Below are 12,978 nucleotides of genomic sequence, written 5' to 3'. Positions count from 1 at the left end.
GGCCAGCGCCGCGGCCCGGCTGAGCAAGGCCGCGTCGACGCCTTCGGCCGCCAGGAACGCGATCTCCGGCGGCAGGCCCGGTGCGCCGAGGGGCGGGCCCAGGAAACGGAGGAACGACACAGGGCCGGCTGCCGTCGGCTCCGGGACGTGCTAAGGCGGGGGCGTGAGCCGGACCCCCTCCCCATCGCGCCGTCGGCGCCCCGCGATCATAGGTGCGCCCGGCCCCGGCGCAAGCACCATGTCCTCGATCAAGACTATTCTCTTAGCCGTCGGCCTCTGCGTCGCGACGATGCCGCAGGCGGGCGCCCAGGATCGTGCCGGTCAGGTGCGTGCCGGCCAGCCCGCCGCCGGCAGCCCCGCGCCCGCCGCCGTGACGGTGCCCAACTTCTGGAACCCGCGCAGCCGCGGCGAGCGGGTCGAGGCGCCGCAGACCGGCCGGGCCGTGCGCTTCCTGACCGACGACGAGTTCCCGCCGCTGCACTTCGCAGGCCCCGACGGAAACCCGACGGGCTTCGTGGTGGAGTTGGCCCGCGCCGTCTGCGAGAAGCTGTCGATCACCTGCACCGTGCAGGCCCGGCGCTTCGACACCCTCCTCGACGGCCTGACGGACAAGCAGGGCGACGTCGTCGCCGCCGCGATCCCGCTGACGCCGACGCTGCGGGCGACGTTCTCCGCGACGCGCCCGTATTTCCGGTGGCCGGCGCGCTTCGCCGCCCGCGTCGACCGCGGCCTGCCGGCTCCCTCGGCGAGCGCGCTGGCGGGCAAGTCGGTGGCGGTGGTCGGCGGCAGCGCCCACGCCGCCTACCTCCAGGCGTTCTTTCCCAAGGCCGAGGCGAAGCCGTTTTCCGACCTCGCCGCGGCGGAAGGCGCGGTGAAGCGCGGCGAGGCCGACTACGTCTTCGCCGACGGGCTCGGCCTCGCCCTCTGGGTCGGCGGCCTGGAGGCGGGCAATTGCTGCGCGCTCGTCGGCGGCGACTACCTCGAGAACCGCTACTTCGGCGAGGGCATCGGCCTGATCACCCGGCCCGAGGACGCGGCCCTGTCGCGCGCGCTGGACGACGCGCTGCAGCGGGTGTGGGACGATGGGAAGTACACCGAGCTGTACCTGCGGTTCTTCCCCGTCAGCCCGTTCTGATCCGCATTGCGTCCGGGACCGACGCGTCTCCTTTTCCGCAGGCGTTCCTGCGGGTATCCTCGGCGCGGTACTGCGAAGGGGCGATCCTGCGGAGGGGCGGTCCCGCAAACGGCGTGAGGCGGCCATGACGGCTCCGAGCCCGTTCGAGCGCATCCTCGCCGCCCGCGTCGCGGACCGTCACCGGACGGCGCGAGGCCTCGCGGCACGGATCGTGTCCGACGTCGAGGCACAGGGTCGCGCGATCAGCCTCATCGGCTCGCTGGCGACCGGGCGTTTCCGGCTGCATTCCGACATCGACCTCCTGGTGCGCGGGCCGATCGATCCGGCCGAACGCGCCGCCGTCGAGCGGGCGGTGGCTGCGGTGATGCGCGGCACCGGCATCCCAAACGACCTGATCTATGCCTGCGATCTCACGCCGTCGCAGCGGGAGGCATTCGAGAAGGCGGTCCCGTGATCGCGTCGCGACTGCCCGCCTTCGCCAAGCTCGGTCCGAAGCTCGACCGCGCGGGCCGCGAGCTGGCGAACCTCGACGCGTTCCTCGCCGGATACGACGCCCTCCCGCCGGAGCAGCGGACGACGTGGGGGCGGCTCACGGCGATCGCGGCCGCCCTTCACAACGCTGACAACGGCATCGAGGACGTGCTGCTCGGCATCGCCAAGGACGTCGACGGGGCCGCACCGACCGGCGACACCTCGCACCAGGACCTGCTCGATCAGATGCGGGCGCAGATACCGGGCCTGCGTCCGGCCGTGCTCGACGACGAGCTCTACGTTTCGCTGATGGAGCTGAAGGGCTTTCGGCACCGCGTGCGGCACAATCACGGGTTCGACCACGACGCCGGCCGGACGGAGCAGAACCGGGCGCTGATGCAAGCAACCTTCCCGAAACTCGTCGAGGCCGTCAGGACGTTGGAGAACCGGCCGACGGGATCGGGGGCCGACGACCCGGCCGAGCGGCCGTAAAAGTCGATTTCGCATCGCGGCAAACCTCATTAGGGTGCCGCACCCGCGAAGATCCCGTGTCACAGTCCAGCGTCCCAGCCCATGTCCGCGCCCCTCCACCTCGACCCCGACCTGATCGAGGCCGCCGCCACCGCCGCCGCCTGGCCGTTCGAGGAGGCGCGCAAGCTCGTGGCCCGGCTGGAGCGCCGGCCGAAGCCGGAGGTGCTGTTCGAGACCGGCTACGGGCCGTCGGGGCTGCCGCATATCGGCACCTTCGGCGAGGTGGCGCGGACCTCGATGGTGCGCCACGCCTTCCGGGTGCTGACGAAGGACGCCGTGCCGACGCGGCTGATCGCGTTCTCCGACGACATGGACGGCCTGCGCAAGGTGCCCGACAACGTGCCCGAGCGCGCGATGCTGGCCCAGCACCTCAACCAGCCGCTGACCCGGGTGCCCGATCCGTTCGGCACGCATGACAGCTTCGGCGCGCACAACAACGCAGAGCTGCGCCGCTTCCTCGACGCCTTCGGCTTCGACTACGAGTTCCGCTCGGCCACCGACTGCTACCGCTCCGGCGTGTTCGACGCGGCCCTGATGCGGGTCGCGGAGCGCTACGACGCGGTGATGGCGATCATGCTGCCGTCGCTGCGCGCCGAGCGCTCGGCCTCGTATTCCCCGTTCCTGCCGCTGCACCCGGTGACCGGGGAGGTGATGCAGGTGGTGGTCGACGCGGTGCACGCGGACCGGGGAACGCTCGCCTGGCGCGACCCGAAGACCGGCGAGGCCTACGAGACCCCGATCACCGGCGGCCACGCCAAGCTGCAGTGGAAGCCCGACTGGGCGATGCGCTGGGTGGCGCTGGGCATCGACTACGAGATGGCCGGCAAGGACCTGATCGACTCGGTGAAGCTCTCCGGGCAGATCGCCCGCGCGCTCGGGGGCGAGCCGCCGGAAGGCTTCAACTACGAGCTGTTCCTCGACGAGAAGGGCCAGAAGATCTCCAAGTCGAGGGGCAACGGGCTGACCATCGACGACTGGCTCGCCTACGGCACGCCGGAGAGCCTGAGCCTGTTCATGTACAACAAGCCGCGCGAGGCCAAGCGGCTGTTCTTCGACGTGATCCCGCGGCACGTCGACGAGGTGCTGAGCTTCTCCGAGCGCTACGCCGCGCAGGACGCCAAGCTGCGCCTGGGCAACCCCGTCTGGCACATCCATGCCGGCAACCCGCCCGCGCCGGAGCGGATCGGGGAGGGCGCGCAAGGGGGGTCCAAGGGCAGCGTGAGTTTCGCGATGCTGCTCAACCTCGTGGCGGTGGCCAACGCCGAGGAGCCGGGCGTGCTCTGGGGCTTCATCCGGCGCTACGCCGCCGACGTCGGCCCCGAGACCCATCCCGGCCTCGACCGGCTCGTCGGCCACGCGCTGGCCTACTTCCGCGACTTCGTGCGCCCGGCCAAGAGCTACCGGGCGCCGAGCCCGGAGGAGCGCGCGGCCCTCGACGACCTCTCCGCGTCGCTCTCCGAGCACGACGGCTCGACCGACCCAGAGGGCTTGCAGGCGGTGGTCTACGAGGTCGGGCGGCGGCACTTCCCGGACCTGTCGGGCAAGGGCAAGAGCCCGGACGGACGGCCCGGCGTGTCGCAGGCGTGGTTCACGACGATCTACAACGTGCTGTTCGGCGAGGCCCGCGGCCCGCGCTTCGGCTCGTTCGTGGCGCTCTACGGCGTGGCGGAGACCCGCGCGCTGATCGCCAAGGCGCTGTCGGGCGAGCTGCTGGCCGAGCACGCGGCGTTCACGGCGAGCCGCGCAGCGAAATCCGCCTGACGGGCGTTCGCGGGATCGTCACGCACCGCGCGTGACGCACCACCATCGGATCGGGCCTCGGGGGCAGGGGCATGATCGTACGGGACCTCGCCGGGCTCGAGGCCATCTACGGCGACCACCTCGCCCCGGCCTCCGTGGTGAAGGAGAGCGAGCGGATCACGGCGCACTACGCCGCGCTGATCGCGGCCTCGCCCTTCGCGATCCTCGCCACCGCCGGCCCGGAGGGGCTCGATTGCAGCCCGCGGGGCGACGGTCCGGGCTTCGTCCGGGTCGTCGACCCGCACACCCTGGTGCTGCCCGACCGCCGCGGCAACAACCGGATCGACAGCCTGCGCAACGTGGTGCGCGATCCGCGCGTCGCCCTGCTGTTCCTGATCCCCGGCTCGGGGACGACCTTCCGCGTGAACGGGCGGGCCGTGGTCTCGGCCGATCCGGCCCTTCTGGAAAGCTTCGCCGTCGACGGGCAGGCGCCGCGCACCGCCCTCGTGGTCACCGTCGAGCAGGCCTACTTCCAGTGCGCCCGCGCCGTCGTCCGCGCGCAGCTGTGGGATCCCGCCCGCCACGTCGAGGCGGGGACGCTGCCGAGCCCGGGGACGATCCTGGCCGCCCTGAGCGCGGGCGAGGTCGGCGGCCGCCCCTACGACGAGGCCTGGCCGGCACGCGCGGCCGCCACCCTCTGGTAGGGCGGCCGGGCGCGCTCACGCGTTCGGCACCGCCACCTTCTGGCGCAACCCCGCGATCACCGCGCGCAGGATGTCGGCGCCCGCCTCCGCGCCGGCCTTGGCGCTCATGTCGCCGCGCACCGCGTAGATGCGCTCGTGCACGAAGGCGAGCTTGGCGATCACCGCGGGCGTCAGGCGGAACGGGTAGAGGTCGGGCTGCCCCATGCTGCGGGACAGCGAGTTCACCGCATAGGTGAGCGGCAGCCACGCCGCGATCAGCTTGTCGAGGTCGGGCGTGCGATACGGATCGAAGTCGATCACCACCGGCTCGCTGCCGCCCCGGCGCAGCTGCGGCCGCAATTGGAGCGCGAAGGTCGAGGCGGTCTCCACCGTGTCGACGATGTGCAGGTAATGCGCCCAGGTCTCGGCGAAATCCTCCCACGGGTGGCTGGTGGCGTAGGCCGAGACGAAGGATTCCTCCCAATCGCCCGGCGCGCCGTGGGCGTAGTGGTTCTGCAGGGCGCCGACGTAGTTCAGGCTCTCGTCGCCGAACAGATCGCGGAACGTCCACAGGTGCGGGCTGTTCTGGACCAGCAGGTACCAGAAGTAATGCCCGATCTCGTGGCGGAAATGCCCGAGCAGGGTGCGGTAATGCTCGCCGAAGCGGATCCGGCGCCGCTCGCGCTCGACGTCGTCGGCCTCGGCGATGTTCATGCTGATCAGGCCGTTGAGGTGGCCCGTGAGCACCGGCGGCCCGATCAGGAAGCTCTCGGACGGGTCGACCAGGAAGTCGAAGGCGAGCCCGTCGGTGTATTGCGCACGGGTGGCCAGCGGCAGGTCGAGGCGCAGCAGCGAGTAGAACAGCCGGTGCTTGGCCGCCTCGACCTGGCGCCAGCGGGTCAGGTTCCAGGCGAGCGTCAGGTCGGGGACGACGCGGTTGTGGCGGCAGGTGACGCAGAACGTCTCGGGCGCGTCGTCCGGCACGAGCCAGTTGCAGGCCGCGTGCCGGGCGTTGGCGCAGAAGCGGTAGCGCTGGCCGGGCCGCGCATAGGCGTGGAAGGTCTGCGCCTCGGCCGAGCCCGGATGGGCCGAGCGGACCGACGGCTCGAGCGCGGAGATCTCGTGCACCTCGCAGACGTAGCCGAGGCGCCGCTGGCAGCTGTCGCAGGCCGTGCTCTCGAAGGTGAGCGGCTGGTCGCAGGCTTGGCACTGGAAGATCTTCATGGCGGGTCCCGGCGCCCGAGGCGGGCAAGCACCCTGTCGTCGAAGGCGTCGTCGGCAGTCGTCGGCGGCCGCCGCCGGGCGGACCGTCCTCGCCGCATCAAACGGGCTTGCCCGGCAAAGTTCCCGGGGGGCGCGGCACGGGGAGGACGCGGCGCGCCGCCCGGAGCCGGACGCCGCATGGAAATTGCTTGCGCCCTCCCCTTTGCCGCATAAGGCGCAGACGAGGGCACCGCCGGATTCGATCCGGACGCCACCTGCTTCGCCCAGACGAGAGTGCCCGTGTCGATCAAAGCCGCCCTGCACCACGTCACGCACTACACCTACGACCGGCCGATCGCGCTCGGGCCGCAGGTGATTCGCCTGCGGCCGGCGCCGCATGCGCGCACGAAGATCCCCTCCTACACCCTCAAGGTGACCCCGGAGAACCACTTCGTGAACTGGCAGCAGGACCCGAACGGGAACTGGCTCGCCCGGCTGGTCTTCCCGGAGAAGACCAGCGAGCTGAAGATTGAGGTCGACCTCACCGCCGACATGTCGGTGATCAACCCGTTCGACTTCTTCGTCGAGGACTACGCGCAGGCCCGCCCGTTCGCCTACGCCCCCGACCTCGTCGCCGAGCTGGCGCCCTACCGCGTCCTCGACGACGCCCAGGGGCCTGAGATCGACGGCTTCCTGGCGCGCCTGCCGTCCGAGCCGAACACCGTGCTGTTCCTGGTGGCGCTGAACGCGCAGATCAGCCGCGAGGTCGCCTACGGCGTCCGGATGGAGCCGGGCGTCCAGACGCCGGCCGAGACCCTGACCCTGAAGAGCGGCTCCTGCCGCGATTCGGCCTGGCTCCTCGTCCAGGTGCTGCGCCGCATCGGCTTCGCCGCCCGCTTCGTCTCGGGCTACCTGATCCAGCTCGTGCCCGACACCACCGCGGTCGACGGCCCCGAGGGCACCAAGACCGACTTCACCGACCTGCACGCCTGGGCAGAGGTCTACCTGCCCGGCGCCGGCTGGATCGGGCTCGACGCCACCTCCGGCCTGCTCTGCGGGGAGGGGCACATCCCGCTGGCCGCCACCCCGCACTACCATTCGGCCGCGCCGATCTCGGGGCTCGCCGAGCCGGCCAAGGTCGAGTTCGGCTTCGAGATGACCGTGGCGCGCGTGGAGGAGAGCCCGCGCATCACCAAACCGTTCTCGGACGCGGTCTGGGCGGCCATGGACGCCCTCGGCGACCGGGTCGACGCCGACCTCGTCGCCCAGGACGTGCGCCTGACCATGGGCGGCGAGCCGACCTTCGTCTCGATCGACGACTTCGAGGCGCCGGAATGGAACATCGCCGCCGTCGGCCCGTCGAAGCGGGGGCTGGCCGACAAGCTGATCCGCCGCCTGCGCGACCGCTTCGCGCCGGGCGGCATGCTGCATTACGGCCAGGGCAAGTGGTATCCGGGCGAGAGCCTGCCGCGCTGGGCCTTCGCCCTGTACTGGCGCCGCGACGGCCGCCCGATCTGGCGCGACGCCGACCTGATCGCGCGGGAGGACGGCCCGAAGACGGCCGACGCCGACGCCGCGCGTCGCCTGATCGATGCGGTCGCCGGGCATTTCGGGCTGCAGGACTACGTGATGCCGGCCTACGAGGACCCGGCGCAGTGGGAGGAGAAGCGCGCGGAGCTGCCCGTCAACGTGACGACGCAGGAGGCCAAGAGCGGCTCGGTGGAATTCGATTCGCGCATCCACCGCGTCTACGAGCGGGGCCTCGGCAACCCGGCCGGCTTCGTGCTGCCGCTCGCGAGCCTGCCCACCGGCAAGGACGGCGATTCCGACCGGGTCTGGATCTCCGAGGCCTGGGATTTCCGCCGCGGCCACGCGTTCCTGGTGCCCGGCGACTCGCCGCTGGGCTTCCGCCTGCCGCTCGGCTCGCTCCCGTACGTGCCGCCGGAGCATTACCCCTACTACCAGCCGCAGGACCCGCTGGAGCCGCGCGAGCCCCTGCCCGAGGGGCATGCCCACGAAGGAACCGGCGAAGGGACCGGCAAGCGAACGGTCAACGGCGGCGGCATCACCGGCGTCGCGGTGCGCACCGCGCTCGCCGTCGAGCCGCGCGACGGGACGCTGCGGGTGTTCATGCCGCCGACCCAGCGCGCCGACGAGTACCTCGAGCTGATCGGCGTCCTGGAGGAAGCCGCGTCGGGGCTCGGGCTCGCGATCCACGTCGAGGGCTACGAGCCGCCCTTCGACCCGCGCCTCAACGTGATCAAGGTCACCCCCGACCCGGGCGTGATCGAGATCAACGTCCACCCGGCGACCTCCTGGCGCGACGCGGTGGCGATCACCACCGACCTCTACGCCGACGCCCGCCAGACCCGGCTGGGCGCCGAGAAGTTCATGGTGGACGGGCGCCACACCGGGACGGGCGGCGGCAACCACGTGGTGATGGGCGGCGCCACGCCCGACGACTCGCCGTTCCTGCGCCGGCCCGACCTCCTGAAGAGCCTGGTGCTGTACTGGCAGCGCCACCCGGCGCTCTCGTACCTGTTCTCCGGCCTCTACATCGGCCCGACGAGCCAGGCCCCGCGCATGGACGAGGCCCGCCACGACGGCCTCTACGAGCTGGAGATCGCCCTGGCGCAGGTGCCGGGCCCGGACGAGCCCAACATCCCGCGCTGGCTCGTCGACCGGGTGTTCCGCAACATCCTCGTGGACGTCACCGGCAACACCCACCGGTCCGAGATCTGCATCGACAAGCTGTACTCGCCCGACGGGCCGACCGGGCGGCTCGGGCTGCTCGAGTTCCGCGCCTTCGAGATGCCGCCGGACCCGCGCATGAGCCTCGCGCAGCAATTGCTGCTGCGGGCGCTGGTGGCGTGGCTGTGGCGCGAGCCGCAGGTCGGCGGCTGTGTCCGCTGGGGCACGGGCCTGCACGATCGCTTCATGCTCCCGCATTTCCTCTGGGCCGACTTCCTCAACGTGCTGGAGGATCTGCGGGCCGCGGGCTACGACTTCGACCCCACGGCCTTCGAGGCGCAGGCCGCGTTCCGCTTCCCGGTCTTCGGCCGGGTCGAGCACGGCGGCGTGAAGCTCGAGCTGCGTCAGGCGCTGGAACCGTGGCACGTGATGGGCGAGGAGGGGACCAGTGCCGGCACCGTCCGCTTCGTCGACAGCTCGGTCGAGCGGCTGCAGGTCAAGGTTGAGGGCTTCGTGCCCGGCCGCCACGTCATCGCCTGCAACGGCCGGCGCCTGCCGATGACCGGCACCGGCACCGGCGGCGAAGCGGTCGCGGGCCTGCGGTTCAAGGCCTGGCAGCCGGCCTCGTCGCTGCACCCGACGATCCCCGCGCACTCGCCGCTGACCTTCGACATCCTCGACAGCTGGAGCGGGCGCGCGCTCGGCGGCTGCCGCTATCACGTCGCCCACCCCGGCGGCCGCAACTACGAGACGCATCCCGTCAACACCTACGAGGCGGAGGGGCGGCGCCTCGCCCGCTTCCAGGCCCACGGCCATACGCCGGGCAAGATCGCGATGCCGGTGCCCGAGACCAACCCCGAATTCCCGCTCACGCTCGACCTGCGCACGCCGAAGCCGACATGAGCCCGACGCTGGCGGCGGCACAGGTCACGGCAGGACGGCACGCACCGGCCGACGCGGACGCCGCGGACGAGCCGGACCGGCTCGCGCGCTGGGCCGACGGCTATCGGCCCGAACCCGGCCGGCCGGACGAATATCTCGACGCGGACGGCCGCGCGCGCGGCGCGTGGCCCCGGCTGCTCGAGCGGCTCGCGCGGCTGAGCGAGCCCGAGATCATGGCGCGCTTCGTCTCGGCGGAGCGTCACATCCGCGACACCGGCATCTCGTTCCGCATCTACGGCGACCAGCGCGAGCATGCCTGGCCGTTGGGCTCGCTGCCGCTGGTGATCGAGGCGGCCGAGTGGCGCGCCTTGAGCGCCGGGCTGATCCAGCGGGCCGAGCTGATGGAGGCGGTCCTCGCCGACGTCTACGGGCCGGGCCGCCTCGTCGCCGACGGCCTCCTGCCGGCCGCCGTGGTCGCCGGCAGTCCCGAGTTCCTGCGCCCGCTGCACGGGGTCGCGCCTCCCGGCGGGCGCTGGCTCAAGCTCTACGCCGCCGATATCGGCCGCGGGCCGGACGGGGCCTGGCGTGTGCTGGCCGACCGGACGCAGGCGCCCTCCGGCCTCGGCTACGCCCTGGAGAACCGGATGGTGCTCGGCCGCACCTTCCCGGACGTGCTCGAGAGCCTGCAGGTCGAGCGCTTCCCGGCCTTCTTCCAGGCGTTTCGCGAAGGCCTGGCGGCCGGGTCCGCGCGCTCGGACCCGCGCATCTGCCTGCTGACCTCGGGGCCCTACAGCAGCACCTACGTCGAGCAGGCGGCGCTCGCGCGCTATCTCGGGCTGATGCTGGTCGAGGGCGACGACCTCGTCATGCAGGACGGGTGCCTGCACGTGCGCACCGTCTCCGGCCTGAAGCGGGCCGACGCGGTCTGGCGCCGGATCGACGGCGACTTCCTCGATCCGCTGGAGCTCAACCCGGCCTCGCGGCTCGGCATCCCCGGCGTGATCGAGGCTTTGCGCAACGGCAGCCTGGTGATGGCCAACATGCCGGGCTCCGGCGTGGTCGAGTCGGCGGCCCTCAGCCCGTATCTCGAAGGGATCGCGCAGCGCATCCTCGGCGAGGGCCTCAGGCTGAAGAGCCCGCCGGCGTGGTGGTGCGGCGATCCGGCCGGTCTCGCCCACGTTCGGGACAACCTCGACGCGATGACGCTGCGCCCGGCCGCCACCCCGCAGCGCGGGGCGGGGCGCGACGCGATCCTCGGGCCGCAGGCGCTCGCCGCCGAGCGCGAGCGGGTGATCGCGGCCTTCCACGACCGGCCGTTCGACTTCGTCGGCCAGGACCTCGGGCCGCTCTCGACCATGCCGGCCTGGGAGCGGACCGACCGGGGCCTGCACCTCGTCCCCCGCCCCTTCGCGCTGCGCGTGTTCGCCGCCCGCACCCCCGACGGCTGGCGGGTGATGCCCGGCGGCTTCTGCCGGGTCTCGGAGCGCGAGAACGTCGACCCGATCGAGATGCGCCTCGGCATCCGCTCGGCCGACGTCTGGATCCTCTCGGAGAACCCGGTCGACACGCGCCATCTCGGGCAGCAGGCCACGCCGCGGGTCCGGCGCATCTCCGGGCACCTGCCCTCGCGGGCGGCCGACGGCCTGTTCTGGTTCGGCCGCTACGTCGAGCGGGCCGAGGCGGTGATCCGCCTCGTGCTGGCGCACCTGCGCAGCGTCGGCGACGCCGTCGTCACCGACATCTCCGGCGACACCGCGGCGCCGACCGCGCTCCGCATCCGCGCGCTCTTGGAGGAATGGGGGGCGGCCAGCTCCGCCGACATGCCGACGGCGGCACTGGCGCAGGAGGCCCTGGTCGGGCGCGAGGTCCACGGCTCCGCCCGCGCCCACGTGATCTCGGCCCGCACCAACGCGGCGACCCTGCGCGCCCGGCTCTCCGGTGAGGCGTGGCGGGTGCTCGCCGACCTGATCGACCTGCTCTCGCTGGACACCGCCCGGGCGTTCACCGAGTCGCAGCTGCTCGGCCGGGCCGAGCGGGCGCTGAGCCACATCGCGGCGCTCTCGGGCCTGACGCACGAGAACATGAACCGCGCCGCCGGCTGGCACTTCGTCGATCTAGGGCGGCGGATCGAGCGGGCGATCAACACCTGCGCCTTCACGCTGGCCTTCGGCCACGACGAGGCCGGGGCCGACTGCCTCGGCGTCCTGCTCTCGCTCGCCGATTCGCAGGTCACCTACGGCGCGCGCTACATGCAGGGCGTGGCCCTCGACCCCGTGCGCGACATGGTGCTCCTCGACCCCTACAACCCGCGCTCGGTCGCGTTCCAGGCGGAGGCGATCGGCCGGCACCTGGCCGAGCTGCCGGCGCTCTCGGCCGACGGCATCCCCGAGCCGCATTGCCGGCTGGCCGCGCGGATCGTGGCGACCCTGCGCAGCGGCGAGGCCGCCGACTTCGACGTCGTCGGCCTGGCGCGGATCGAGGACGACCTGGAGCGGCTCGCCGACACCATCGCCGGCCGCTACTTCCCGAACGGGCCGCACGCCCTGCGGCCCGAGAAGCTGGCGGGCCTGGCGTGATCTACACGCTGCGCCACGTCACCACCTACACCTATGCGAAGCCGGTCAGCTTCGCGCGCTGCTCCCTGCGCCTGAAGCCCGCCGACGGCGAGGGCCAGAGCGTGCTCGAGAGCGCGGTGACGATCGACCCGAGCCCGGCGACCGCGGTGATCCGGCGCGACTATTTCGGCATCGAGACCGTCGGCATCACCCTGGACGCGCCGCACACCCGGTTCCGGGTCGAGGCGCTGTCGAAGGTGCGGGTCGAGCGCGGGCCGCTGCCGGCGCCCGAATCCGGCCGCAGCTGGGAGGCGGCGCGGATGGCGGCGATCGCGTCCCGCGATCTCGGGGCCGACGCGCCGGTCCATTTCCTGTTCCCGAGCGCTCGGGTGCCGCTGCTGCCGGCGGTGACCGACTACGCGCGGGCGAGCTTCTCGCCCGGGCGCAGCGCCTACGGCGCCGCCTTCGACCTGATGGCACGCATCCGCGCCGACTTCCGCTTCGACGCGAAGGCCACCGACGTGCACACGCCGCTGGCCGAGGCCTTCGCCCTGCGCGCCGGCGTCTGCCAGGATTTTGCCCACGTGATGATCGCCGGGCTTCGCGGCATCGGGCTGCCCGCGGCCTATGTCAGCGGGTATCTCCGCACGATCCCGCCGGCCGGGCGGCCGCGGCTTCGCGGCGCGGATGCGAGCCACGCCTGGGTCGCGGTCTGGTGCGGCGACGGCTGGCTCGGCCTCGACCCGACCAACGGCATCGGGGTTCGCGACGACCACATCGTCGTCGCCCGCGGGCGCGACTACGGCGACGTCTCGCCCGTCGACGGCATCGTCAGCGGCTCGGGCAAGCAGAAGCTCAAGGTCGAGGTCGACGTCATCCCGCAGGACGAGCAGGACGAGATCGAGGCGCTGGCCCTCGTCGGCTGAGCGCGGTCGCGATCAGCGGCCCGGATCGAGCTGCAGGGTGAAGCGCTGCCGCGGGTCGCGCCGGAACGACAGCAGGTCGGCCATCGCCGCGAGATGCGCGCGCAGCCGCAGGGCCGCGGCGCCGATCCGCGGATGCGTCGACAGGGCCCGCATCCGAGCGG

The 12,978-nt window shown here is 72.5% G+C and carries 9 protein-coding genes; 8 read left to right on the top strand and 1 reads right to left on the bottom strand.

Annotation, left to right across the window (positions count from 1 at the left end; genetic code table 11):
- Positions 1–238: 238 nt before the first annotated feature.
- The 5 genes from FV223_RS09160 (at position 239) to FV223_RS09140 (ending at position 4,581) form a co-directional block, all read left to right on the top strand.
- Positions 239–1,135, top strand: a complete 897-nt coding sequence (locus tag FV223_RS09160) for a transporter substrate-binding domain-containing protein (protein WP_244032796.1) — start codon at positions 239–241, stop codon at positions 1,133–1,135.
- A 124-nt stretch (positions 1,136–1,259) separates the two neighbouring features.
- On the top strand, positions 1,260–1,589 hold the full coding sequence (locus FV223_RS09155; protein WP_147726594.1) for a nucleotidyltransferase domain-containing protein: 330 nt from the start codon (positions 1,260–1,262) through the stop codon (positions 1,587–1,589).
- Positions 1,586–2,098, top strand: a complete 513-nt coding sequence (locus FV223_RS09150) for a hypothetical protein (RefSeq protein ID WP_246686370.1) — start codon at positions 1,586–1,588, stop codon at positions 2,096–2,098. The genes FV223_RS09155 and FV223_RS09150 overlap by 4 nt, the downstream gene beginning before the upstream one ends.
- 81 nt (positions 2,099–2,179) lie before the next feature.
- Complete coding sequence (locus tag FV223_RS09145; protein WP_147726593.1) at positions 2,180–3,898, top strand: lysine--tRNA ligase; 1,719 nt, start codon at positions 2,180–2,182, stop codon at positions 3,896–3,898.
- 71 nt (positions 3,899–3,969) lie between these two features.
- Positions 3,970–4,581: a pyridoxamine 5'-phosphate oxidase family protein gene (locus tag FV223_RS09140; RefSeq protein ID WP_147726591.1), complete on the top strand. Its 612-nt coding sequence runs from the start codon at positions 3,970–3,972 to the stop codon at positions 4,579–4,581.
- Positions 4,582–4,596: 15 nt separating this feature from the next.
- On the opposite strand, the gene FV223_RS09135 is transcribed toward FV223_RS09140, so the two are convergent.
- Positions 4,597–5,784 (bottom strand): putative zinc-binding peptidase, encoded by a 1,188-nt coding sequence (locus FV223_RS09135; protein WP_147726589.1) that lies wholly within the window; start codon positions 5,782–5,784, stop codon positions 4,597–4,599.
- 279 nt (positions 5,785–6,063) lie between these two features.
- Here FV223_RS09135 and FV223_RS09130 point away from each other — a divergent pair, with 279 nt between their 5' ends.
- The 3 genes from FV223_RS09130 to FV223_RS09120 are packed head-to-tail and all read left to right on the top strand — an operon-like array spanning position 6,064 to position 12,817.
- On the top strand, positions 6,064–9,357 hold the full coding sequence (locus FV223_RS09130; RefSeq protein WP_147726587.1) for a transglutaminase family protein: 3,294 nt from the start codon (positions 6,064–6,066) through the stop codon (positions 9,355–9,357).
- A complete protein-coding gene (locus FV223_RS09125; RefSeq protein ID WP_147726586.1) occupies positions 9,354–11,912 on the top strand; it encodes a circularly permuted type 2 ATP-grasp protein in 2,559 nt (852 codons plus the stop codon). The genes FV223_RS09130 and FV223_RS09125 overlap by 4 nt, the downstream gene beginning before the upstream one ends.
- Complete coding sequence (locus FV223_RS09120) at positions 11,909–12,817, top strand: transglutaminase family protein (protein WP_147726584.1); 909 nt, start codon at positions 11,909–11,911, stop codon at positions 12,815–12,817. The genes FV223_RS09125 and FV223_RS09120 overlap by 4 nt, the downstream gene beginning before the upstream one ends.
- The last annotated feature ends 161 nt before the right edge of the window (positions 12,818–12,978 follow it).

It is taken from the genome of Methylobacterium sp. WL116 (assembly GCF_008039455.1).
GTDB lineage: Bacteria > Pseudomonadota > Alphaproteobacteria > Rhizobiales > Beijerinckiaceae > Methylobacterium.
This window is presented reverse-complemented; position numbering and strand designations above follow the sequence as displayed.